Source organism: Mycolicibacterium novocastrense, from assembly GCF_001499835.1.
GTDB lineage: Bacteria > Actinomycetota > Actinomycetes > Mycobacteriales > Mycobacteriaceae > Mycobacterium > Mycobacterium novocastrense.
Map to the genome: position 1 here is coordinate 154,235 of NZ_LQIH01000023.1, position 23,016 is coordinate 177,250.

Consider the following 23,016-nt stretch of genomic DNA (forward strand, 5'->3'; position numbering starts at 1 on the left):
TGCGACCGATCCCGAACTGCTTCAGTCGATCGTCGACGCTGCACCGGTGCGCATGACGTCGACCACGTTGGCGATCAGCGGCGAGGCATCAGCGGTGCGATAGGCGGCGAGCAACTCGATGGAGGCGTCCCGACCGGATGCCGGTCGGTACACGACACCGCTGACACCCAAGGCCGCAGTGGGTTCCGGGACCACCGCGACACCCAGCCCGGCGGCCACCAGGGTGATCAGTGTCGACGTCTCCTCGACCTCGTGGCGGATCCGCGGGCTGAACCCCGCGCGCAGACACAGCGTCGAAACCAGGGCGCTCATGCGGGAGCGACCCGCACCGGCGTGGCCGATGAAGTCGGCGTCGCGCAGGTCTGCGATCGCGATCTCGTCGCGGGCGGCGAACTCATGGCCGGCGGGCAGCGCGATCAACAACCGATCGCGCCGGATCGTCTCGGCGGTGATCTCGGGATCCTCGACCGGCGGGCGCAGCAGTCCGAGGTCGATCTCTCCTGTCTTCAACGCCGACAACTGCGCGGGGGCCAACATCTCACCGCGCACGCTGACGTCGACGTCGGGCAACACCTCCCCGAGGGTGCGCACCAACCGCGGCAGCAACGAATAGGTGGCCGACCCCACGCAGCCGATCGCGAGATGCCCTTCGATTCCCTCGCCGATGCGGCGGGCCTGTCTCGCGGCGCTGTCGACGGCATCGAGAATCCTGACGACCCGACGCAGATAAGCCTCGCCGGCAGGGGTCAACTGCACGCTGCGCGTGGTGCGCGTCAACAACGGGGTGCCGATCTCGTGCTCGAGCTGTCGGATCTGTTGCGACAGCGGGGGCTGGGCGATGTGCAACCGCTCCGCGGCACGGCCGAAGTGCAGTTCCTCCGCGACGGCGCGGAAGTACCGCAGGTGACGCAACTCCATGATTAAGAGTTTAGACCTCTCAATCAGTGCTTAATAGGTATTTCACAATATCGAGAACGGTCAATACGCTCGTCTACATGGACGTGAACTGCGAGACGCCGGTGACGCCGGCCGACCTGGGCGGGGCGAGCCGATGAGCGCCGTCACCGTTCACGCGACCGTCACCGGCCGCCGGGACGGGCCGGTGGTCGTCTTGTCCAACTCGCTGGGGTCGACGCACCGGATGTGGGACGCCCAGATCGAGGCGCTGAACGAGCACTTCCGCGTGGTGCGCTACGACACCCGAGGGCACGGGGCGTCGCCGGTTCCCGCGGGCCCCTACACGCTCGACGATCTGGTCGACGACGTCGTTGCCCTGCTCGACCGCCTCGACGTCGCGCGCGCCCACCTGGTGGGGTTGTCGCTCGGCGGAATGACAGCCATGCGCCTGGCGCAGCGCCATCCCGAACGCGTGAACCGGATGGCGCTGCTGTGCACCGGCGCCCAACTTCCGCCGCCGAGTGCCTGGACGGAGCGGGCAGCGGCCGTGCGCGCGCAGGGCTCCGCCTCGGTCGCATCCGCGGTCGTCGCGCGGTGGTTCACCCCTTCCTACCTCGGCGCGCACCCCGAGGTGCGCACCGTGCACGAAGACATGGTTGCCGCGACCCCGGCCGAGGGTTACGCGGCCTGCTGTGAAGCCATCGCCGAACTCGATCTGCGACAAGCCCTTTCGTCCATCACCGCACCCACACTGGTGATCGCCGGGGCCGACGACCCCGCGACCCCGCCGGCCAAGCTCGAAGAGATCGCCGCCGGTATCGCGGATTCGAAGCTACTGGTGATCGAGGGCGCCGCCCATCTCGCCAACGCGGAGAAGCCCCACGCCATCACCCCCGCCCTCATCGAACACCTGGAGCGACAATGACACTCGACAAAGTGGTCGGCTCACCGGCCGAGGCCGTCGCCGACATCGCGTCCGGCGCCAGCCTCGCCGTCGGCGGGTTCGGCCTGGCCGGCATCCCGTGGTTCCTCATCGAGGCCCTGCTGGAGCAGGGTGCCGACGATCTGACCATCGTGAGCAACAACTGCGGTGTCGACGGCGGCGGGCTGGGCCTGCTGTTGGAGGCCCGGCGGATCAACCGGGTGATCGCCTCCTACGTCGGCGAGAACAAGGAGTTCGCCCGCCAGTACCTGGCGGGGGAGGTGACCGTCGAACTGACCCCCCAGGGCACCCTCGCCGAACGCCTGCGCGCGGGAGGAAGTGGCATCGGCGCGTTCTTCACCCCCACCGGGGTGGGCACGTTGGTCGCCGAGGGCGGCCTGCCGTGGCGGTACCACCCCGACGGCAGCGTGGCACTGGCCTCGCCGCCCAAGGAGGTCCGCACCTTCAACGGCCGGCAGATGCTGCTCGAAGAGTCGATCGTGACCGACTACGCGCTGGTGCGCGCGTCCGTCGCCGACCGGGCGGGCAACTGTGTGTTCCACGCCGCCGCACGCAATTTCAATCCGGCTGCGGCCATGGCCGGGCGCACCACGGTGGTCGAGGCTGAACGTGTCGTCGAGGTCGGCGACCTGGGTCCCGACGCCATCCACCTGCCCGGAATCTTCGTACAACGCGTCGTCGAGCTCACCCCGGATCAGGCCGCCCGCAAGGGAATCGAGAAGCGCACGACCCGACCCCGCAGACCGCAGGAGGCATTCGCATGAGCTGGACCCGCACCGAGATGGCCGCCCGGGCCGCACGCGAACTCCGCGACGGAGATTACGTCAACCTCGGCATCGGGCTGCCCACGCTGATACCCGACCATCTGCCCGAGGGTTCCGACGTCACCCTGCACGCCGAGAACGGCATTCTCGGCGTCGGACCGTTCCCCTACGAGGACGAGGTGGATCCCGACCTGGTGAACGCCGGGAAGCAGACCGTGTCCATCGTCGCGGGAGCGTCGTTCTTCGACTCGTCCACCAGCTTCGCGATGATCCGCGGCGGCCACGTCGACGTCGCCGTTCTCGGTGGCATGCAGGTCGCGGCCAACGGCGACCTCGCGAACTGGATGGTGCCCGGCTCGATGGTGAAGGGCATCGGCGGCGCAATGGATCTCGTCAACGGCGCGGGGCGCGTCATCGTCCTCATGGACCATGTCGCCAAATCCGGAGCGCCCAAGCTGGTGCCGGTGTGCGATCTGCCGCTGACCGGCAAGGCCGTCGTGAGCCGCGTGATCACCGATCTGGGGGCCTTCGATGTCACCGGAAGCGGTTTCGACGTCGTGGAACTGGCGCCCGGCGTCGACTTCGAACGCGTCGTCGCAAGCACCGCCGCGCCGGTCGTCGACCGCCGTCAGCGCCGCAGCGCCGCCAGCTCCGAGCGGGACCGCACGCCGAGCTTGGTATAGATGCGGGTCAGGTGATATTGCACCGTCTTCGGTGACACATACAGTTCGGCGGCTACCTCGCGATTCGAAAGTCCCTTGGCGACAAGCGTCGTCACCGCTTCTTCCTGCGGGGTCAGGTCGACCGCCTCGCGGCCGTCCCGGGTCTGGTTGAATCCGCCTGCCTTGAGCTCGCGCTCACAGCGCGCCACATACGTCTGGGCGCCGAGCCCGGCGAACAGCGTGCGGGCGGCGCCGATCGCCGCATCCGCCTCGCGCCGCTTGCCCGCCCGCCGCAAGGTCTGGCCATGGGCGAAGCCTATGCGCGCCGTGTCGTAACGCAGCGGCAGGCCGTCCAGCAGCGCCAGGGATTGCTCGAAAACCCGGTGTGCCTCCGCGATATCCCCCGACGCGCCCAACAGGCGGCCCCGGACCGCGCCCAGCCGGGCCTGGGCGCTGCGATGCCCCCGGGATCCGGCGCGCTGCTCGTGGGGCCGCAGGAACGCGTCGGCAGCCTCCAGGTCACCGTCGAGGACCATCGCGTTGGCCAGGCTGTCCACCCATGGCCAGTACCCCGGCTCCTGCAGTGAGGTGCCGGCGGCGATACGCCGCAACGGTTCCAGCGCCCGCCGTACCGCGGCGTAGTCGGCGCGGGCCTCGGCGATATGAGCCCGAAGCAACGCACCGGGAATCCGCATCATCGCGTACTCGTCGGGACCGTCGGAGGCGCTGTTGGCTGCCTCATCGGCGGCATCCCAATCGCCCCGAAGAGCGGCGATCTGTCCCGCAGTCCACTCCAGCAGCGGTGTGATCAACACGATCCCGCTCGATGCGGCCAGGCGGCGACCGTGCTCGACGCTGCGCAGGGCGTTGTCCCACTCGCCCATCACGAACTGGGTACGGGCCAGCCAGGCATAGGACCACAACGTGATTCGGGTAGAACCCCCGAGTTCGGCTGCGGCACAAGCGCTTTCCAGGCTGGTGCGGGCGGCCTCGACATCGTCGCGCATCAGCTGCACCCACCCTCGGCCCATGATGACGCGCTGGGCCTGCGGGCCGTGGCGGACACGCGTGTGCAGGTCGTCGTAGGCTGCCGCGGCGCGCTTCGGGTGACCGGCGGCCAGCAGCCCCAATCCGCGAATCGCCGCGGCCTCGATGGCCGCCGGCGAATCGGGGTCGGCCAGTTCGAAGGCGCGGTCGGCCCACTGCACGAGCTGGTCGCCGTGGCCGAGCACGAGGGCGTGCAGTACGTGCCGTTGCGCGATGAACGCCGCGGTGTCCGGCTCACGATCGATGTTGACGATGTCCCACGCGCGGCTCAACCGGATCTCGGCCTCCGTGGCGCGCCCGCGCAGGATGGCAAGATATGCCAAAGTCGCGTTGCGCAAGGGCGTTTCGCGCAGGTTCTCCACAGCGGGTACCAGCGAGGCGGCACCCACACAGTCGCCGGCGGCCACCAGCGCGTCGACCGAACGGGTCAGCCGATCGTCGCGCAGCAGGGGATCGTCGGTCAGTCGGCTGGCGTCGCGGAACAGGCCGGCGGCCTGGCTCCAGGCGCCGTCCGCGCCGCGGGCACGCGCCAGGCGGTCGACCTCGTCGGCCAGTGCCGGATCACGTACGGGGGTGGCGGCCACGCGATGCCGCAGCCGCGCGACCGGGTCCTCCACGATGTCGGCGGCACGTCGGTGCGCTGCGGCGGTGGCCTGCGGACCGTAACTGTCGATGATCGCGGCGGCGGTCATCGCATCGCGTATCCGTGGCTCGAAGGGGTCGTCGTCGCACAGCAGTCCGGCTCGGGTGGCGGCCTCCACCGCTGCCAGCGGCTCGGCCGAACCGGCCAGTCGGGCGGCGTCGGTCAGGTTCGCGTGCTCGCCGAGGATGGTGAGGGCGACGGCGAGCGCGGCGCCGTCGGGCCCGGCGTCCGACAGCCTGGCGGCGACGTCCCGCGCGACGGCCCGCGGCGCGGGCAGCCGGGCGTCGAACCGCGTCCATGTCTGCGGGGGAACTTCGTCGAGCAGTGCGCGGAGGTGGCGCGGGTTGCCGCCCGTGTGATGCACGAGCCGATCGACCATCGAGGGATGCAGGATTCGGCCGTGCGCGGTAGCCAGCGCGGCGACGTCGTGACGGGGCAGACCGGTCACGTTGAATTCGCCCGTGATCATGTCGTCGATCGCTTGCGGGACGCGATCGAAGACCACCGCGACGAGAGCCGGCAGTGCGCGATGATGGAGGGCCATTGTCGAGATGGCCTGCCAGGAAACCGAATCCATGTGTTGTGCGTCGTCGATGACCAACAATGTCGGCTGTTCTGTGCCGACGGCTTCGGCCATCTGTCGTGCGGCGTCGGCCGGCTGGCGCGAAGCGGGTTGCTGCAGCAGCTGTGTGATGACGGCTCCGTCGCGGCTGTTCTCCCATGCCAGCGCGGTCGCCCAGCGCGAGCCGGGCAGCTGATCGGCGAGTCGGCGTAGCAATGCGGTCTTGCCTATCCCGGACTCACCGGTGACAGCGAGGATCTCGAGCCCGCCGGTAGCGGTGGCCGCGACACGCGAGACCAACTCGTCGAGGTCGCCGACGCGACCGACGAAAGGGGCTGGCGCCATGGGCACGTCCGCCATCGTAGAGGCGCGCGTCGTCGACTTCGGTGCTTTGGCTCGACCGGCGCCGGGCATCTAGCCCTGATCACCACCGGCGACGGGCAGGACGGTGCCGGTGATGTAGGACGCCTCGTCGGATGCCAGGAAGCAGATGGCTGCGGCCTGTTCGTCGAGTGTGCCGTAGCGCTTGAGCAACGAGGATTCGACCGTCTGCTCGATGTGCGCGTCGAACCACGCTTGCTGCGCCGCGGTTTCCGGATCGGGCGTACCGCGCGAGATCCGCCGCGGTGGCGCCGCGGTGCCGCCCGGCGCGGTGGCCACGACCCGGATGCCGCGCTCGGCGTATTCCATCGCCAGTGACGCGGTGATCGCGTTGATGCCGCCCTTGGCCGCCGAGTACGGGATGCGGTGCACACCGCGGGTTGCGGCGGAGGAGATGTTGACGATGACGCCGCGGCCTTGTCTGACCATCGCGGGCAGCGCGGCACGGCAGGAGTACAGCGTCGTCATCAGTGACCGGTCGATCTCCGCGCGGATCTCGGCCGCGCTGAACTCGGTGAACGGCTTGAAGTTGATCGCGCCTCCGACGTTGTTGATCAACACGTCGACGCGGCCGAACGAGGCGATCGCTTGTTCGATCATGGTGTCGGCGCCCTCGCTGTGTTCGAGGTCGGCGGTGACCGCGATGGCCGGGGAGCCCTGTGGCGCAAGCTCATCGGCGAGCTCCTTGACCAGCTCGCAGCGGTCCGCCAGGACCACGGTGCCGCCTTCGGCGTGGATGCGGCGGGCCGTGCGCTCACCGATGCCCTGCGCGGCTCCGGTGATCACCACCACCTTGCCTGTGAAGCGGCCGGGGGTGATTAACGCCGGCGTGGATGCTTGGGCGGCCTCGGCCATGGCGCGGCGCATCGTCTGCTTGGACCGCGCCGCGTGAGCCGTGATCAAGGTGCGCGCCGCCTCGCGGTCACCGGATTCGAACGCCGCGACGATGTCGACGTGGTCGGTGGCGCAGCGGGGGTCACACCACGTCGCGTTGCGCAGCACATCGCTCATCCGGCCCTTGACATCGAGCGCCTGATAGGCCTGGAGCAGGTGCGCATTGCCGGTCAGGGCGAAGAGATAATCGTGGAAGGCCGCGTTGGTCTCGGTGTACTGCGCGGCGTCGACGAAGCTCTCACCGTCGACGTACGGCAGCGTCGCCTCCGCGAGAAGGCGGTAGCCGGCCAACTGCCGGCTCGACAGACGTCCGATCGTCAGCTCCAGTGCGCCCAGCTCGAGCGCCGAACGCGCCTCGAACAAGGCGTCGGACTCGCGCACCTCGGGATGCTCCTCGCCGATCTGGTAACCATCGTCGGCGACGATCGGGGCAGTGGCCCCGGTGGGGGTGTCGGGCCTCGTGCAGGCTTCGACGCGCGGCAGAACGGTCTGTCCGACGACGCTGCGTGCGCCACACGGCAGCAGGCGTCCGTCGTCCGTGTCGATCGGTCGCGTCTCACCACCGCCGCCGCCGGGCGCCATCAATTGTCCTGTGAGACTGCGGATCGCGACGGAGTCGTCGTGAGCGGCGGTGCCGGCCGCGGCGGCGAACGTGGTGGCAGGCAACATCGTCTGACCGGTCACCGCGCGGGCGTCGGGTACGGGCAGGATCTCGTCCACCACCGAGTCAGGGGCCGTGTCGCGGGCCGGCTGTGCCGTCGCGGTGACGGCGGCCGCGGCTTTGGCCAACCCGAACTTCTCGTAGTAGAACCCGGTGGGCTCGATGCCGGACCCGGCCAGATGGCTGCGCACCGCTTCGACCATCGGCGGTGGACCACACAGATAGATGGCCAGATCGCCGCCGTTGAGGTGGTCGGGTTCGATCAGGCTGGTGACGTAGGCACGGTCGGGGCCCTTGTTGGGTGCGGTGCTGGCGGGATCGGCGACACAGTAGTCCCACGTGAAATTGGCCAGCGTCGAACCAGTTTCAGTGATCTCGTCGAGCGCGGTGAGGTCTTCGTCGGTGCTGACACCGTAGATGAGGTGCACCGGCCGGACGCTGCCCGCCGCGCGCATGGTGCGCAGCATGGACAGGATCGGCGCCACACCGGTTCCGCCGGCGAGCAGCAGCACGGGACGATCGGCTTCGCGCAGAAAGAACGACCCGTTGGGTCCGGCGAATGTGATGCGGTCACCGACAGCCGCGCGGTCGGCCAGATAGTCCGACATCGTCCCACCCGGCGTGAGCTTGATCAAGAAGGTGAGCAAGTCGTCGTCGGGTGCGTTGGAGAACGAGTATGAGCGCGTCTGGTCGGTGCCGGGTACCGCGATGTTGACGTACTGACCCGGCAGGAACGCCAACTCGGCACGGTTGGGGATCTCGATGCCGATCTTGACCGTGGTGGTCGAAAGACGCTCCAGCACAGTAAGTGTGCCCGTGTAGGAAGCGGCTTGGGTTTTGGCCGAATCCGAGGTGCCCGCGATCTGCAGGACCAGGTCGGAGCGCGGGCGCATGCTGCAGGGCAGGACGAAACCGGCGGCGGCCTCGTCGGCGGAAAGTGCGTCGTCGATATAGGTTCCGCCGTCATAGCGGCCGGATTCGCACAGGGCCTTGCAGGTGCCGCACGCGCCGTCGCGGCAGTCCAGCGGGATGTTGATGCGTTGACGGTAGGAGGCATCGGCGACGGTCTGGTCGGGGCGACACCTGACGAAGCGCGTGACGCCGTCCTCGAAAGACAGTGCGACAGAGTATGTCGCGGTGTCCTGCAGTTGGGTCATGGTCGGCCCCTCACACGTGGTAGACGTCCACCACATGGTGGATGTAGTCGTTCTTGAGCACGACCGTCTTGCGGCGGATCAAGGGCTGGTCGCCGGTGAAGTCGATGGTGTAGAAGGACGTGCCGTAATACGGGTCGATGGTCTTGTACCGGAAATACATGGTGTGCCAGTTGAACCGGACGTCGACCAGGTTTCCGCGACGTTCGATGACCTCGACGTTGGAGATGTTGTGGCTGGTGCGCGGTTCGGGCAGGGACGTCGCCGACGAACGCTCGGTGCGGATGCGAAACACCCGGTCCTCGAGGCCGCCCTTGTTGGCGTAGTAGATCAGCGAGATGTCACGTGTGGGGTCCTCGACGAGCCGGTCGTCGTCCGTCCACGCCGGCATCCAGTACTCCACGTCGTCGGCGTAGCAGTCCAACCACTTCTCGAACTCGCGGTCATCGAGATAGCGCGCCTCACGGTAGAGGAACTGCTCGATGGCGTTCTGGGTGATCAGTTTGTCGGCCGTATCGGGTGTCGCGGGGCTCGTTCCAGCGGTGGTCGTCATCGTCACTTCTCCGATTCCTTCTGCAGCGCACTCTGCATGGTGTGCAGCCAGTAGCCGTGCTGGACGGGGTAGAGACCTTCGTCTTCGTTCTTGACTCCGGCCGATACGACGCCGTCCATTCCCAAAGAGGTGGCGACCTCGTCGGGCCCGGTCAACCAGTGCTGGGCGCCGCGGCTCATGTCGTTCCACGGTGCGGCCTCGGCGCGGAACGTCAACTGGCACGAGCGGAACTCTTCGAGATCGTCGGGGGTGGCCATCCCGGATGCGTTGAAGAAGTCCTCGTACTGGCGGATCCGCTGCGTGCGGGCAGCAGCGCTTTCACCTTTCGGTGCGATGCAGTAGATCGTCACCTCAGTCTGGTCTGGCGCGATCGGCCGGAAGTGCCGGATCTGCGTCGAGAACTGGTCCATAAGATACAGATTCGGGTAGACGCACAGGTTGCGCGAACCGCGAACCATGAACTCGCCCTTGGCATCACCGTGCGTGGCCTTGAGCTCGTCGAGCTTGTCCCACAGCGGTCGATCCTGCGGGTTGGCCGCCCAGGTCCACAGGCACAGGTGCCCGTGGGGGAACGACCAGTACCCGCCGCCCGACTTACCCCAGTTGCCCGCGTCGAGAGCCTTGGTGTCGTTCGAGGATTCGCCGGTGCCGCGTCGACTGGTCGTGGCCGCATAGTTCCAGTGCGTCGCGGTCACGTGGTAGCCGTCGGCGCCGTTCTCTGCCTGCACTTTCCAGTTACCGTCATAGGTGTACGTCGACGATCCCCGCAGCACCTCCAGGCCGTCGGGGGACTGATCGACGAGCATGTCGATGACCTTGGTGGCATCGCCAAGATGTTCTGACAGCGGCAACACATCCTCGTTGATGCTGCCGAACAGGAACCCGCGATAACTCTCGAATCGGGCGACCCGGGTCAGGTTGTGAGAGCCGTTGGCGTTGAACGTCTCCGGATAGCCGGCGCCCTCGGGGTCCTTGACCTTCAGCAGAGCGCCGTCATTGCGGAACGTCCACCCGTGGAAGGGGCACGTCAGCGTCATCCGGTTGTCGGTCTTGCGGCGGCAGAGCATCGCGCCACGGTGTGCGCATGCATTGATCAGACAGTGTATCTGGCCGCTTTTGTCGCGGGTGATGACGACGGGCTGCCTGCCGATGTAGGTGGTGAAGTAGTCACCGGGGTTCGCGACCTGGCTCTCGTGGGCGAGGTAGACCCAGTTGCCCTCGAAGATGTGCTTCATCTCGAGTTCGAAGATCTCCTCGTCGGTGAAGATCCGGCGGTTGGCACGGTAGATGCCGGCCTCGGGGTCGTCGACCACCGCGTCGGACAACACGGCGGCGACGCGGCTCTTCGGGGTGGATAGCGATGCGGTCATGGGGACCTCCAACGGGGGTGGATGTGACGCTTATCTGCACTCTGACAGCGAGTGGTGCCGGTCACACTAGGGTTATGCCTAGTCGTGGCCCAGGTGGGTATTGATAAACAAGTCCCCTCAATCAACCGCTAATAGGTCTTTGTGATCTATGGATCGCGCCGTTACCGTCAATGGTGTCGGCGGTCACAGTGAGGCTCCGAGAGGGGCCCGGACACAGCCTGAAGGGAGCGACGCGATGGAGCTGCGGCACCTGCGCTACTTCGCAGCGGTGGCCGAGACCTGCCATTTCGGGCAGGCCGCCGAGCTCCTGCACGTCGCGCAGCCGGCGCTGTCCTATGCCATCCGCCAACTCGAGCACGAGCTGGACGTCACCCTGTTCAACCGGACCACCCGCCACGTGTCACTGACCGCGGCAGGTGAGTTCCTGCGTGACGAAGCCGCCCGGATCCTGGACGGGGTCGATGAGGCGCAACGAGGGGTGCGTCGCATCGCCGCCGGCCACTCCGGACTGCTGCGACTGGGCCTGACGGGCACCGCTGCGTTCTCCCATCTGCCGCGGATGGCCCGCATCCTGCGCCAGGAGCTGCCCGCCCTGGCGCTCGACATCCACGCCGACATGCTCACGCCCACCCAGTGCGAAAGGCTGGGGACCGGCGCGCTCGACGTCGGCGTGCTGCGCCCGCCCGCAATCGGCGACGAGATCGAGCTGCAGACCATCGACGACGAGCCTCTGATCCTGGCCGTCTCCGCCGATCATCGACTGGTCGCCGAGCCCGTCATCTCGCTGGCCGATCTGCGCAGCGAGCCGTTCATCGGCTACTCCGGCCAGGACTCCGCGGTCAACGACACCGTGGTACGGGCCTGCCGCCGGGCGGGGTTCGTCCCGCACCGCGAACACGCCGCCCCCGGCACCGCGGTGCTACTGGCGTTGGTCGCCGCCGGGCTGGGGGTCGCGATGGTGCCTGCGTCGGTACGGGCGTTGCCACTGCACGGCGTGGTGTTCCGCGACCTTCTCGACGGCGCGTCGATCGAACTGGCGCTCGCGTGGCGTCGGGGTGTCGACAACCCCGTCGTCGACGCCGTCGTGACCGTCTTGTCGGCGGCGTACACGCCGGCGGTAGCCACTCTCAGCGAGGAAGACTCATGAAAATAGTTGCCGTCGAGGCCATTCCGTTCGCGATTCCCTACGTCAAGCCGCTCAAGTTCGCCTCGGGCGAGGTACGCGCCGCCGAGCACGTCCTGGTGCGGGTGCACACCGACGAAGGCGTGATCGGCGTGGCCGAGGCGCCGCCGCGGCCATTCACCTACGGCGAGACCCAGGACGGCATCCTCGCGGTGATCCGCCAGATCTTCGCCCCGCAGATCGTGGGTCTGACGCTCACCGAGCGGGAAACGATCCACGCTCGGCTGGCCCGTACGGTGGGCAACCCCACCGCGAAAGCCGCTGTCGACATGGCGATCTGGGACGCGCTCGGCCGGACCGTCGGGTTGCCGGTCACCGCGTTGCTCGGCGGCTACACCGACCACATGCGGGTCAGCCACATGTTGGGTTTCGACACACCGGAGACGATGGTGGCCGAGGCCGAACGCATCAACGACCTCTACGGAATCACGACGTTCAAAGTGAAGGTCGGTCGCCGGCCGGTCTCCCTGGACACCGCGGTCGTGCGCGCGCTCCGCGAGCGCTTCGGCAACTCCGTCGAGCTCTACATCGACGGGAACCGGGGCTGGACGGCCGCGGAGGCGCTGCGAGCGATGAACGAGATGGCCGATCTGGACCTGCTCTTCGCCGAAGAGCTGTGTCCGGCCGACGATGTACTGGGCCGCCGCTGGCTGGTGTCGCACCTCGACATTCCGTTCATCGCCGACGAATCCGTGCCGACCCCGGCCGACGTGACGCGCGAGATCATGGGCGGTTCGGCCACCGCGGTCAGCATCAAGACCGCACGCACCGGTTTCACCGGTTCGCAGCGCGTGCATCACCTCGCCGAGGGGCTCGGACTGGAGGTGGTGCTGGGAAACCAGATCGACGGCCAACTCGGCACCGCCTGCGCCGTCGCGTTCGGGTCGGCGTTCGAGCTGACATCCCGCCGCGCGGGGGAACTGTCCAACTTCTTGGACATGGCCGACGACTTGCTCGCCACCCCGCTGCGCATCCGCGACGGTCAGCTGCACGTGCCTGCCGGACCGGGCCTGGGAATCGACATCGACACCGACAAGCTCGGTCGTTACCGCACCGACCAGTAAGGCTTCCCGCGGTCAGCCCCGGGTGTGAAAGATCAATGGAGAGAAGAGAGCACGACATGACCACCATGGAAAGCATCATCGAGGTTCCGGTCGGCACCGCCACGGCGGCGGCATCGGGCGCATGTGCGACCGAGCGGTTTCACGCCGACAAGTCTCCGTACCAGGCGGTCCGGGACACCCCCAAGGAGCGGGTCAGCCTGCTGGCCCGCGAGGTCCTGTCGGCCGTACACGACACCATCCGCCGCCACCGCGTCACCTACGACGAGTACAACGCGCTCAAGGCGTGGCTGATCGACGTGGGCAACGACGGTGAGTGGCCGCTGTTCCTCGACGTCTGGGTCGAGCACGTCGTCGAAGAGGTCGCCACCGACCACCGCAAGGGCAACAAGGGCACCATCGAGGGCCCGTACTACGTGCCCGGCTCACCCGAATGTGGTGCGCGCGGGGCGATCCCGATGCGCGACGGCGAGCGGGGCACCCCGCTGGTGTGGGAGGGGCGGATCACCGCGACCGACGGCACGCCGCTGCCGGGCAAGGTCGAACTGTGGCACGCAGACGCCGACGGCTTCTATTCGCAATTCGCACCGAACCTGCCCGAGTGGAATCTGCGCGGCACCTTCACGACCGGCGCCGACGGGGCGTTCGAGATCACCACCATCCGGCCGGCCCCCTACCAGATACCGACCGACGGCTCGTGCGGCAAGTTGATCGCAGCGGCGGGATGGCACGCGTGGCGGCCTGCGCATCTGCACGTCAAGGTTTCCGCGCCTGGCTACGAACTGCTCACCGCGCAACTGTATTTCCCCGGCGACCCGCACAACGGCGACGACATCGCCGACGCCGTCAAGCCCGAGCTCGTCCTGGACCCGCAGGACCAGCCCGACGGCACCCAGAAGGTCGTCTACGACTTCGTGCTCGACCCCGTGGGGGCTGATGTCTCGTGATCTTCCACGTACGCATGGACGTCGACCTCCCGCCCGATCTCGACCCGCAGCAGCGCGACGAGATGGTGGCCCGGGAGAAGCGCTACAGCCAGGAACTGCAACGCGCCGGCAAATGGCCGCACATCTGGCGCATCGTCGGTGAGTATGCGAACTATTCGATATTCGATGTGGAATCCAACGACGAACTGCATCAGATCCTCTCGGGCCTGCCGCTGTTCCCGTACATGGTCATCGAGGTGACCCCGCTCGCGAAGCACCCATCCGATATCCGCGACTGAGCCGCGGCATACAGCGGTCGAGAACGTGCGCCTGCGTGAGGCGTCCGTCCGGCCCGGCGACGTGGGGCCCCGGCCGGCGTGGCCCGCTCGTATAGTCGATAACGCCGGCGAATGACCAGGTTGGCCGAGGTTTTGGAGGGATTTTTCGTGGCAGCGCGACCGATACACGCCTTCGAAGTGGTGCGTACCGAGCAATTGACACCGCACATGATTCGACTGGTTCTCGGCGGATCGGGGTTCGACACGTTCACCCCGAACGAATTCACCGATGCCTACGTCAAGGTCGTGATCGTCGATCGCGGCATCGATGTCGCGCAATTGCCGCGGCCGCTGACACTCGACTCGTTCTCGTCACTGCCGCCGGAGCGGCGGCCCACCGTGCGCACCTACACCGTGCGCAGCGTCGACCCCGAACGCCGCGAGATCTGCATCGACTTCGTCGTGCACGGTGACCACGGCGTCGCCGGGCCATGGGCGGCCGCCGCGACCCCCGGCCAGCCCGCCTACCTGATGGGTCCCAGCGGCGCCTATGCGCCCGATCCAGCGGCGGACTGGCATTTGATGGCCGGTGACGAAGCCGCGGTTCCCGCGATCAGTGCCGCGCTGGAAGCGTTGCCGGACAACGCGATCGGACGAGTATTCATCGAGGTCGCCGGCCCCGACGACGAGATTCCGCTGAAGAAGCCCGACGGTGTCGAGGTGCGCTGGATCTACCGCGGTGGCCGTGCCGACCTGGTGCCCGAGGATCAGGCCGGTGACCACGCCCCGCTGATCGCCGCGGTCAAGGAAACCCCGTGGCTGCCCGGGCAGGTGCAGGTGTTCATCCACGGCGAGGCTCAGGCCGTCATGCACAACCTGCGGCCCTACATCCGCAAGGAGCGCGGTATCGCGGCCGAATGGGCGTCGTCGATCTCCGGCTACTGGCGACGCGGACGCACCGAGGAGACCTTCCGCCAGTGGAAGGCCGAGCTCGCCAAGGCCGAAGCCAGCGCCTGACCGGCCGCCTGGCACGCTGGCCGCATGACGTTCGGTAACTACCAGTTCGAGATCTACCTGCAGGGCCTCTCCGGCATCGTGCCGAAGCTGCCGATGACGTTCGCGGAGTGGGAGGCCAAGGCGGAGGCGGCCATGCCGCCGTCGGTGTACTCCTACGTCGCGGGAGGAGCCGGGGACGAACGAACCCAGCGGCTCAATCGCACCGCGTTCGACAACTGGGGTCTGATGCCGCGGATGTTCCGCGCCACCCGCGAACGTGACCTCTCGGTCAACCTGTTCGGAATGACGTTGCCCTCGCCGGTGTTCATGGCGCCGATCGGGGTGATCGGAATCTGCGCGCAGGACGGGCACGGGGACCTCGTCACGGCCCGCGCCGCGGCACGTACCGGTGTGCCGATGGTGGTGTCGACCCTCACCGAGGACCCGCTCGAGGACGTCGCCGCCGAATTCGGTGATACGCCAGGATTTTTCCAGTTGTACACGCCGACCGACCGGGAGTTGGCCGCCAGCCTCGTTCACCGCGCGGAGGCCGCCGGTTACAAGGGGATCATCGTCACGCTGGACACCTGGGTGCCCGGTTGGCGACCGCGTGACCTGTCGACGTCGAACTTCCCGCAGTTGCGCGGCCGCTGCCTGGCCAACTACACCAGCGACCCGGTGTTCCGCGCCGCGCTTCCGCAGCCGCCCGAGGAGAACCCGCAGGCCACCGTCATGCACTGGGTGGGGCTCTTCGGCAACCCGCTGACGTGGGACGACCTGCCGTGGCTGCGTTCGCTGACCGACCTGCCCCTCATCGTCAAGGGCATCTGCCATCCCGACGACGCGCGACGCGCCAAGGACGGCGGCGTCGACGCCATCTACTGCTCCAACCACGGCGGACGACAGGCCAACGGCGGGCTGGCTGCCATCGATTGCCTGCCCGGCGTCGTGGAGGCGGCCGACGGGTTGCCGGTGCTGTTCGACTCGGGCATCCGCAGCGGGTCCGACATCGTCAAAGCGCTCGCGCTGGGCGCCACCGCCGTCGGAATCGGGCGGCCCTATGCCTACGGACTGGCACTGGGCGGCCTGGACGGCATCGTTCACGTGCTGCGTTCACTGCTTGCCGAGGCCGATCTGACGATGGCCGTCGACGGTTATCCCACCCTGGCCGATCTCACTCCGGACACGCTGCGGCGCGTCACCTGAGCGTTGCGGTGAGACTCTGCGACGGTTGGTGTCGTGGAAGGCGTTCTCGAGGAGTTCGACGAGTACCTCGCGCTGGAGCGGGGCCGCTCCGAGCACACCCGCCGCGCCTACCTCGGTGACCTGCGGTCGTTGTTCGGGTTCATGGCCGAGCGCGGACACGACGTCGGTCTCGACGCGCTGAGCCTGCCGGTGCTGCGGGCGTGGCTGGCTGCCCAGGCCGCCGCCGGTGCCGCGCGCACGACGCTGGCCCGACGCACGTCCGCGGTCAAGATGTTCACCGCGTGGGCGGTGCGACGCGGGTTGATCGCCGGTGATCCCGCGGCCCGGCTGCAGGTGCCGAAGGCGCGGCGTGAGCTGCCCGCGGTGTTGCGCGAGGACCAGGCACTCGACGCCATGGCAGCCGCGAAATCCGGTGCCGAACAGGGTGATCCGATGGCACTGCGCGACCGGCTGATCGTTGAGTTGTTGTACGCCACCGGTATTCGTGTCAGCGAGCTGTGCGGGCTCGACATCGACGACGTCGACATGCCGCGGCGGCTGCTGCGGGTCCTCGGCAAGGGCAACAAACAACGGACGGTGCCGTTCGGTGTGCCCGCGCAGGATGCGATGACGGCGTGGCTCGATCGCGGCAGGCCGGCGTTGGCTACCGCGGATTCGGGCCCGGCGCTGCTGCTGGGGGCGCGTGGCCGTCGGCTCGACCCTCGCCAGGCGCGCACCGTCGTGCACCAGACCGTCGCGGCGGTCGACGGCGCACCCGACATCGGACCGCACGGGTTGCGGCACAGCGCCGCAACACATCTGCTCGAAGGCGGCGCCGACTTGCGCATTGTGCAGGAGTTGCTCGGCCATTCCACCCTGGCCACCACGCAGCTCTACACGCACGTCACGGTCGCACGGCTGCGCGCCGTCCACGACCAGGCCCACCCCCGAGCGTGACTACGGTGATTTCGGTGCTCTAGCGATCGCTCAGCGACTGCGCGCGCACCGAAAACACCGAAGGAGGACTTGTGGGAAGGGCAACAGTTCGGCTGTCGTGGGGGCCGGTCAGTTACCTCGAATGGGTACCCGAGCGCGTCGACGGCGCGCCGACGGTGGTGTTGCTGCATGGCGCCGGAGTGGACAGCGCGTCGCTGTCCTGGGGTGGTGTCGGGCCGCGGCTCGCGGCCGGCGGCTACCGCGTGCTCGCTCCGGATCATCCGGGGTACGGCGAGAGCCCGTCGGCGCCCTGGCCGTCGACCCAGGATCGGTTGGTCGGTTACGTCGGCGAGTTCGTCGACGCGCTTGGGTTGGACCGCTACGCGATCGGCGGTTTGTCGCTCGGTGGTGGGATGACGATCGGGCATGTGCTGGACCGTCCGCAAAAGGTCACGGGGGCAATGCTGTTGGCCAGCTACGGGTTCATGTCCCGACTGTCTGAAGGACCGCTCTCGGGCATCCGGCAGGTGCTGACCTGGGCCATGGTGCGCACCGGACTGCTGAGCGCGGTGAGCCGGTGGTCGGGGCGAAGCAGGCGTGCCATGGGGTGGGTGATGCCGGCGTTGATCGGCGACCCCGCCGCGCGAACGCCCGAGCTGGTCGCCGAGATTCTGTCCGCCGCGAGGGCGGATCACGCATTCGACGCGTTCGGACAGTGGCAGCGCGACCAGGTCCGGTGGAATCGCCTCACCACCGACTACCGCGACCGGCTCGCGACGTTTCCGTGTCCGGCGCTGATCGTTCACGGAGACAACGACACCAGCGTGCCGCTGGCGGCGGCGCGGGCCGCGGCCGAACTGATTCCGCAGGCTCGCCTCGAAGTGGTTGCGGGCGCGGCACATTGGGTTCAGCGGGATCGGCCCGACGTCGTGGTATCCGCGATGCTGGAGTTTCTCGACGCGCTCAGCGCAACAGCTTGATCACCTCGGCGATATCCGGCATCGCCGACGGTCTGCCCGGCAGTTCGTCGAAGACGGTCCAGTAACTGACCCCGAACCGCTGCGTGCGCTCGGTGAGTTGTTCGGCCATCTGCTCGTGGGTGCCGATCAGCACGAACGGTGACGTCAGCAGGCGCTCGGGGGAGACGCCGCCGAGCGTGGCGGCCAGTTGTTCGGCGGCTCGGGGCCGGTCGTCGGTCACGACGACGGCCTGGATCAGCACGTTGAGTTCGATGTGCTCGAACCGGTCGCCCGCGGCTTCGCGCACCACGGCGATGCGGTTCGCGAGTCCTTCGGCGTCGAAGTGTGTCAGCCGGACCGCGGTGGCGTCGCGGTTGTGACTGATGCCCGCGAGCCCGACGATGTCGGCGATCCGCCCGGCGAGTTCCAGGACGCGAGTTCCGTTGCCGCCGATCAACAGTGGCACGCGCGAGGGCGGAACCGGAAGGAGTTGACCCGCTTCGGCGTGAATCCGGTAGTGCTGGAGGTCGGCACCGACGGGCCGGCCGTCGAGGAGCGCGCGGATCACCTCGGCCGCCTCGGCCAACCGCGACACGCGGATTCCGCCGTCGTCGAACGGAATACCGGCGGCGTCGTACTCGGACTTCATGTGCCCGGCGCCGATGCCCAGTTCGAACCGGCCGTCGGAGACCAGTGCGAGGCCCGCCGCCTCGCGGGCCGTTTCGACGGGATGACGGAAGTCGTTGTTGAGCACCAGCGTTCCGACGTGCAACCGCTCGGTGGCCATCGCGGCCGCGGCGGCGCTGGTGAACGGCGGCGCCATGGGAACGAGGTGGTCGGCGAACGACAACACGTCGAAGCCCGAACTTTCGACCGCGCGGGCGAACGTCCGCATCTGCTCGCCGGTGCGCGGCAGGCCGGCAGTGAGCCCGAAACGCATGGGCCGGCAGCGATGAGCGTCGGTGGCCACGGTTCGACGTTAGGCGCACGCACACCTCGGGGCGAGCGTGCCCCGATGGCGGAAAAGTGGCGGCGTGTCGTGTGCAGACCCGCACTCAGTGTCAATGTGGTGATTGCCGCATTGCGGTGGTTGGGTTCTTCTCATCTGGTGTCTGGCTCAGACCCGCACTGCCATCTTTCGGGGTTGGCATTCGAGCATATTGCCGCCACCGGATGGAAGGACCGACCGGCGTGAGTTGATAGGAGCGTGGCATCGCCCCCACTGAGATGTGTCCAACCGGTCGGCCCAACCTTCTCCTCACCCATCACGATGAAAGAAGGCACCGTCCATGGTGGTTCTTGAAGCCGATGTACACAAGCGCACCCACACCTTCGTCGCTGTCGACGAACGAGGCCGCGAGGTCGGAGAGAAAGTCGTCCCAGCAACGACGGAAGGACATCTAGCCGCATTGGCTTGGGCCAAGACCACCTTCGGCGAGGACCTACTGTGGGGCATCGAAGACTGCCGCAATTTGTCGGCGCGACTGGAGCGTGACCTGTTGGCGGCCGGGCAGAAGGTTGTGCGAGTGGCACCGAAACTGATGGCCCACGAACGCGCCGGTGCACGCACTCGAGGGAAGTCCGATCCGATCGACGCCTTGGCGGTGGCTCGCGCGGTGCTGCGCCACCCCGATCTGCCGATAGCTGCACACGACGAGGTTTCCCGCGAACTCAAGCTGCTCGTCGATCGACGCGAAGACCTTGTGGGACAACGCACTGCGACCATCAATAGACTCCTGGGCCGCATTCACGAACTCGACCCGACCCAAGCGCCGAAGAAGGGATCACTTGACCGGGCCAAAACGCAGACCACTTTGGCCGCATGGTTGGCAACCCAAGACGGGCTGCTCGCCGAGCTGGCCACCGACGAGCTCGGTGACATCATCCGACTCACCCTGGCCATCAAAGCCCTCGACACCCGCATCAGCGACGCCGTGCACGCAGTATCTCCACAACTGCTGGCACTGCCAGGCTGTGGCGAGCTCACCGCCGCCAAACTCGTCGGCGAAACCGCCGGCATCACCCGGTTCAAGAGCGAAGCAGCCTTCGCCTGCCACAGCGGCACCGCCCCCATCCCCGTCTGGTCAGGCAACACCGCCGGCCGTGTGCGTCTCAGCCGCGCAGGCAACCGACAACTTAACGCCGCCCTGCACCGCATCGCACTAACCCAGATCCGCCTCGTCGACAGCCCAGGACACGCCTACTACCGGATGAGACTCGCCGACGGCGACTCCACCAAAGAAGCTTTGCGCTGCCTCAAACGACGCCTAGCACGAGTCGTCTACAACCGCTTACACGCCGACGAACAAACACGCCACCACACAGGCCAAACCCACCGCGGCTTGACATAGGAGCAATGCTCGGCCCAACGAAGAGCAGACCTGCGCGCGCTCGCGCAGAAGGGGAGTCAACCCGTGAGGGGTTTGAGGCGGATCGGGGTGGTGGCCACCAGGCCGAGCGGGTCGACGTAGTCGGCGCGTGACGCCGGGCCCCACATCGCGCCCCAGTGCAGGCACGCCGAGCGCGGGCAGCCCGGATGTCCGGCCTCCAACACCCCGATCACCGCCTCGGCGCCGACGCGCTGTCCCCGCACGACCGTCGCCCGGACCGGTTCGTAGCTGGTCCGCAGGCCGCCGGGGTGGGCGAGTGACACGACCGGCCGCCCTGCCAGTTCACCCGCGAAAATCACGGTGCCCTCGGCCGCCGCCAGCACACGCGCACCGGGTGTGCCCGCGAGGTCGACGCCGCGATGTCCCGGCGTCCAGTTCGGCTCGGCCGCGTCGAAAGCCCTGGTCACCGCGGGGCGCGGCCGCAGCGGCCAGGCCAACCGGCCGTCGTCGGCCGCGGCGGGCGCGGCCCAGACCAGCCCGGACATCAGCGCGGCACCCGCGAGTGCAACCCTTCGCATCGCCCCAGCTCAGCGGCAAATGCCCGGCTCGCGCCAGGGGGTGACGCGAATCTGTGGACAGCCGGCCCGGCATGGAATCGGCGTGGAAAAAGCACCCCTGTGCAGGGTGTAAACTGCTAACCGCAGCTCGCTTGCGCGGGCTGACTTCGCGTGTCTGCACCACGACCCGTTCCACTAGGTCGTTCCCCGGATGCCGTCGGTCCCGGCCCGAGTACTCGGAAAGGGTTCGGCACTCCGAGCAGTCACCAGGGCTCGGCGTCACCCGACGCCGGCATCAACCGACGAAAAGGACCATGGACTCATGGCTGTTGTAACCATGAAGCAGCTGCTCGACAGCGGCACTCACTTCGGGCATCAGACCCGTCGCTGGAATCCCAAGATGAAGCGGTTCATCTTCACCGACCGCAACGGCATCTACATCATCGACCTGCAGCAGACGCTGACCTACATCGACAAGGCGTACGAGTTCGTCAAGGAGACGGTCGCGCACGGTGGCACGATCATGTTCGTCGGCACCAAGAAGCAGGCGCAGGAGTCGATCGCCGAAGAAGCCACCCGCGTCGGCATGCCGTATGTGAACCAGCGCTGGCTGGGCGGCATGCTCACCAACTTCCAGACTGTGCACAAGCGGCTGCAGCGTCTCAAGGAACTCGAGACGATGGAGCAGACCGGTGGTTTCGAGGGTCGCACCAAGAAGGAAATCTTGATGCTGACCCGCGAGAAGAACAAGCTTGAGCGGTCGCTGGGCGGTATCCGCGACATGTCCAAGGTGCCCTCGGCCGTGTGGGTCGTCGACACCAACAAGGAGCACATCGCGGTCGGTGAGGCGCGCAAGCTGGGCATCCCGGTCATCGCGATCCTCGACACCAACTGCGATCCCGATCTCGTCGACTACCCGATCCCGGGCAATGACGACGCGATCCGTTCGGCCGCGCTGCTGACCAAGGTGATCGCCGCGGCGGTGGCCGAGGGCCTGCAGGCCCGCGCGGGTGCGGGTCGTGACGGCGACAAGCCGGACGCCGATGCCGCCGAGCCGCTCGCCGAGTGGGAGCAGGAGCTGCTCGCGAGCGCGACCGCCACCGCATCCCCGACCGCCGCGGGTGCCGAGCCCGGCACCCCCGAGGCCGACGTCCAGACCGAACCCAAACCCGCACAGAACCCGTAAGAGAAGGCTGATATGGCTAACTACACCGCTGCCGACGTCAAGCGACTTCGGGAGCTGACCGGTGCCGGCATGCTCGACAGCAAGAACGCGCTCGTCGAGGCCGGCGGCGATTTCGACAAGGCCGTCGAGTTGCTGCGTATCAAGGGCGCCAAGGACGTCGGCAAGCGCGCTGAGCGCGCGACCGCCGAGGGCCTGGTCGCCGCCAAGGACGGCGCGCTGATCGAGCTGAACTCCGAGACCGACTTCGTCGCCAAGAACGCCGAATTCCAGTCGGTGGCCGACCAGATCGTCGGCGCCGCGGCGGCCGCCAAGGCGACCGACGTCGATGCGCTCAAGGCTGCTCGCATTTCCGCCGATTCGGCGGCCCCTACCGTCGAGCAGGTCATCGCGGACCTGTCGGCCAAGATCGGCGAGAAGCTCGAGCTGCGTCGCGTCGCCTACTTCGACGGCACCGTCGAGACCTACCTGCACAAGCGTGCCGCGGACCTGCCGCCGGCCGTCGGTGTGCTGGTCGAGTACCAAGGCGACAACAAGGAGGCCGCCCACGCGGTTGCCCTGCAGATCGCCGCGCTCAAGGCCAAGTACCTCACCCGCGAGGACGTGCCCGAGGACGTCGTCGCCAACGAGCGGCGCATCGCCGAGGAGACCGCCCGCAACGAGGGCAAGCCCGAGCAGGCCCTGCCCAAGATCGTCGAGGGCCGGGTCACCGGCTTCTACAAGGACGTCGTGCTGCTCGACCAGCCGTCGGTGTCCGACAACAAGAAGACCGTCAAGGCCCTCCTCGACGAGGCGGGTGTGACCGTGACCCGCTTTGTCCGCTTCGAGGTCGGCCAGGCCTAAAGCCTCTGCGCTGAGCGCTCACCCTTGTCCGGCCCGACGCCCGGGAAC

21 protein-coding genes are annotated in these 23,016 nt (G+C 67.8%); 14 read left to right on the forward strand and 7 right to left on the reverse strand.

Annotated features, from left to right (window positions below):
* Positions 1-21 precede the first annotated feature (21 nt).
* Positions 22-918 (reverse strand): LysR substrate-binding domain-containing protein, encoded by an 897-nt coding sequence (locus AU072_RS17130; RefSeq protein ID WP_064414882.1) that lies wholly within the window; start codon positions 916-918, stop codon positions 22-24.
* Positions 919-1,051: 133 nt separating this feature from the next.
* Here AU072_RS17130 and pcaD point away from each other — a divergent pair, with 133 nt between their 5' ends.
* Genes pcaD through AU072_RS17145 form a run of 3 tightly spaced genes read left to right on the forward strand, consistent with a single transcriptional unit; the run spans position 1,052 to position 3,287 of the window.
* Positions 1,052-1,822 (forward strand): 3-oxoadipate enol-lactonase, encoded by a 771-nt coding sequence (gene pcaD, locus AU072_RS17135; RefSeq protein WP_064414883.1) that lies wholly within the window; start codon positions 1,052-1,054, stop codon positions 1,820-1,822.
* Complete coding sequence (locus AU072_RS17140; protein WP_064414884.1) at positions 1,819-2,604, forward strand: CoA transferase subunit A; 786 nt, start codon at positions 1,819-1,821, stop codon at positions 2,602-2,604. The genes pcaD and AU072_RS17140 overlap by 4 nt, the downstream gene beginning before the upstream one ends.
* The gene (locus tag AU072_RS17145; protein ID WP_064414885.1) at positions 2,601-3,287 is read left to right on the forward strand and encodes a 3-oxoacid CoA-transferase subunit B; all 687 of its coding nucleotides are present in this window, start codon (positions 2,601-2,603) and stop codon (positions 3,285-3,287) included. The genes AU072_RS17140 and AU072_RS17145 overlap by 4 nt, the downstream gene beginning before the upstream one ends.
* On the opposite strand, the gene AU072_RS17150 is transcribed toward AU072_RS17145, so the two are convergent.
* From AU072_RS17150 to benA, 4 genes are all read right to left on the reverse strand, one after another.
* Positions 3,233-5,863 (reverse strand): helix-turn-helix transcriptional regulator, encoded by a 2,631-nt coding sequence (locus AU072_RS17150; protein WP_064415027.1) that lies wholly within the window; start codon positions 5,861-5,863, stop codon positions 3,233-3,235. The two genes, AU072_RS17145 and AU072_RS17150, sit on opposite strands and share 55 nt — an antisense overlap.
* Before the next feature lie 69 nt (positions 5,864-5,932).
* Positions 5,933-8,611 carry a benzoate 1,2-dioxygenase electron transfer component BenC gene (gene benC / locus AU072_RS17155; RefSeq protein ID WP_064414886.1) on the reverse strand — a complete coding sequence of 893 codons (2,679 nt, stop codon included), beginning with the start codon at positions 8,609-8,611 and terminating at the stop codon, positions 5,933-5,935.
* A 10-nt stretch (positions 8,612-8,621) separates the two neighbouring features.
* Complete coding sequence (gene benB, locus AU072_RS17160) at positions 8,622-9,161, reverse strand: benzoate 1,2-dioxygenase small subunit (protein ID WP_064414887.1); 540 nt, start codon at positions 9,159-9,161, stop codon at positions 8,622-8,624.
* 2 nt (positions 9,162-9,163) lie between these two features.
* Positions 9,164-10,531, reverse strand: a complete 1,368-nt coding sequence (benA, locus tag AU072_RS17165) for a benzoate 1,2-dioxygenase large subunit (RefSeq protein ID WP_064414888.1) — start codon at positions 10,529-10,531, stop codon at positions 9,164-9,166.
* Between the two features lie 235 nt (positions 10,532-10,766).
* Here benA and AU072_RS17170 point away from each other — a divergent pair, with 235 nt between their 5' ends.
* The 8 genes from AU072_RS17170 to AU072_RS17205 all read left to right on the forward strand — a co-directional run bounded on the left by AU072_RS17170 (position 10,767) and on the right by AU072_RS17205 (position 18,076).
* A complete protein-coding gene (locus AU072_RS17170; RefSeq protein WP_064414889.1) occupies positions 10,767-11,678 on the forward strand; it encodes a LysR substrate-binding domain-containing protein in 912 nt (303 codons plus the stop codon).
* A complete protein-coding gene (locus AU072_RS17175; RefSeq protein ID WP_064414890.1) occupies positions 11,675-12,778 on the forward strand; it encodes a mandelate racemase/muconate lactonizing enzyme family protein in 1,104 nt (367 codons plus the stop codon). The genes AU072_RS17170 and AU072_RS17175 overlap by 4 nt, the downstream gene beginning before the upstream one ends.
* A 56-nt stretch (positions 12,779-12,834) precedes the next feature.
* Positions 12,835-13,722, forward strand: a complete 888-nt coding sequence (catA, locus tag AU072_RS17180) for a catechol 1,2-dioxygenase (protein ID WP_064414891.1) — start codon at positions 12,835-12,837, stop codon at positions 13,720-13,722.
* The gene (gene catC, locus AU072_RS17185) at positions 13,719-14,000 is read left to right on the forward strand and encodes a muconolactone Delta-isomerase (protein ID WP_064414892.1); all 282 of its coding nucleotides are present in this window, start codon (positions 13,719-13,721) and stop codon (positions 13,998-14,000) included. The genes catA and catC overlap by 4 nt, the downstream gene beginning before the upstream one ends.
* A 147-nt stretch (positions 14,001-14,147) precedes the next feature.
* Positions 14,148-14,996, forward strand: coding sequence for a siderophore-interacting protein (locus AU072_RS17190; RefSeq protein ID WP_064415028.1), 849 nt, complete (start codon positions 14,148-14,150; stop codon positions 14,994-14,996).
* Between the two features lie 24 nt (positions 14,997-15,020).
* Positions 15,021-16,181 (forward strand): lactate 2-monooxygenase, encoded by a 1,161-nt coding sequence (locus AU072_RS17195; RefSeq protein ID WP_064414893.1) that lies wholly within the window; start codon positions 15,021-15,023, stop codon positions 16,179-16,181.
* A gap of 33 nt (positions 16,182-16,214) precedes the next feature.
* On the forward strand, positions 16,215-17,117 hold the full coding sequence (locus tag AU072_RS17200; protein WP_064414894.1) for a tyrosine recombinase XerC: 903 nt from the start codon (positions 16,215-16,217) through the stop codon (positions 17,115-17,117).
* Between the two features lie 71 nt (positions 17,118-17,188).
* Complete coding sequence (locus AU072_RS17205; RefSeq protein WP_064414895.1) at positions 17,189-18,076, forward strand: alpha/beta fold hydrolase; 888 nt, start codon at positions 17,189-17,191, stop codon at positions 18,074-18,076.
* On the opposite strand, the gene AU072_RS17210 is transcribed toward AU072_RS17205, so the two are convergent.
* Positions 18,060-18,995: an LLM class F420-dependent oxidoreductase gene (locus AU072_RS17210; protein WP_082680615.1), complete on the reverse strand. Its 936-nt coding sequence runs from the start codon at positions 18,993-18,995 to the stop codon at positions 18,060-18,062. The genes AU072_RS17205 and AU072_RS17210 overlap by 17 nt on opposite strands.
* A gap of 349 nt (positions 18,996-19,344) precedes the next feature.
* Between AU072_RS17210 and AU072_RS17215 the strand changes: the two genes are divergently transcribed.
* Entirely contained in the window at positions 19,345-20,406 is a 1,062-nt protein-coding gene (locus AU072_RS17215; protein ID WP_064414897.1) for an IS110 family RNA-guided transposase, read from the forward strand.
* Between the two features lie 56 nt (positions 20,407-20,462).
* Here AU072_RS17215 and AU072_RS17220 read toward each other — a convergent pair whose 3' ends face one another.
* Positions 20,463-20,963, reverse strand: coding sequence for a murein hydrolase activator EnvC family protein (locus tag AU072_RS17220; RefSeq protein ID WP_064414898.1), 501 nt, complete (start codon positions 20,961-20,963; stop codon positions 20,463-20,465).
* A gap of 301 nt (positions 20,964-21,264) precedes the next feature.
* On the opposite strand from AU072_RS17220, the gene rpsB reads away from it, so the two are divergent.
* On the forward strand, positions 21,265-22,128 hold the full coding sequence (rpsB, locus tag AU072_RS17225) for a 30S ribosomal protein S2 (protein WP_064414899.1): 864 nt from the start codon (positions 21,265-21,267) through the stop codon (positions 22,126-22,128).
* 12 nt (positions 22,129-22,140) lie between these two features.
* Positions 22,141-22,968 carry a translation elongation factor Ts gene (tsf, locus tag AU072_RS17230; RefSeq protein WP_064414900.1) on the forward strand — a complete coding sequence of 276 codons (828 nt, stop codon included), beginning with the start codon at positions 22,141-22,143 and terminating at the stop codon, positions 22,966-22,968.
* Positions 22,969-23,016: the final 48 nt, after the last annotated feature.

Bases quoted from the DNA above. Each gene is read 5' to 3' on its own strand.
- AU072_RS17130 (WP_064414882.1), bottom strand. From the start codon at position 918: ATGGAGTTGCGTCACCTGCGGTACTTCCGCGCCGTCGCGGAGGAACTG.
- pcaD (WP_064414883.1), top strand. From the start codon at position 1,052: ATGAGCGCCGTCACCGTTCACGCGACCGTCACCGGCCGCCGGGACGGG.
- AU072_RS17140 (WP_064414884.1), top strand. From the start codon at position 1,819: ATGACACTCGACAAAGTGGTCGGCTCACCGGCCGAGGCCGTCGCCGAC.
- AU072_RS17145 (WP_064414885.1), top strand. From the start codon at position 2,601: ATGAGCTGGACCCGCACCGAGATGGCCGCCCGGGCCGCACGCGAACTC.
- AU072_RS17150 (WP_064415027.1), bottom strand. From the start codon at position 5,863: ATGGCGCCAGCCCCTTTCGTCGGTCGCGTCGGCGACCTCGACGAGTTG.
- benC (WP_064414886.1), bottom strand. From the start codon at position 8,611: ATGACCCAACTGCAGGACACCGCGACATACTCTGTCGCACTGTCTTTC.
- benB (WP_064414887.1), bottom strand. From the start codon at position 9,161: ATGACGACCACCGCTGGAACGAGCCCCGCGACACCCGATACGGCCGAC.
- benA (WP_064414888.1), bottom strand. From the start codon at position 10,531: ATGACCGCATCGCTATCCACCCCGAAGAGCCGCGTCGCCGCCGTGTTG.
- AU072_RS17170 (WP_064414889.1), top strand. From the start codon at position 10,767: ATGGAGCTGCGGCACCTGCGCTACTTCGCAGCGGTGGCCGAGACCTGC.
- AU072_RS17175 (WP_064414890.1), top strand. From the start codon at position 11,675: ATGAAAATAGTTGCCGTCGAGGCCATTCCGTTCGCGATTCCCTACGTC.
- catA (WP_064414891.1), top strand. From the start codon at position 12,835: ATGACCACCATGGAAAGCATCATCGAGGTTCCGGTCGGCACCGCCACG.
- AU072_RS17195 (WP_064414893.1), top strand. From the start codon at position 15,021: ATGACGTTCGGTAACTACCAGTTCGAGATCTACCTGCAGGGCCTCTCC.
- AU072_RS17210 (WP_082680615.1), bottom strand. From the start codon at position 18,995: ATGCGTTTCGGGCTCACTGCCGGCCTGCCGCGCACCGGCGAGCAGATG.
- AU072_RS17215 (WP_064414897.1), top strand. From the start codon at position 19,345: ATGGTGGTTCTTGAAGCCGATGTACACAAGCGCACCCACACCTTCGTC.
- AU072_RS17220 (WP_064414898.1), bottom strand. From the start codon at position 20,963: ATGCGAAGGGTTGCACTCGCGGGTGCCGCGCTGATGTCCGGGCTGGTC.
- rpsB (WP_064414899.1), top strand. From the start codon at position 21,265: ATGGCTGTTGTAACCATGAAGCAGCTGCTCGACAGCGGCACTCACTTC.
- tsf (WP_064414900.1), top strand. From the start codon at position 22,141: ATGGCTAACTACACCGCTGCCGACGTCAAGCGACTTCGGGAGCTGACC.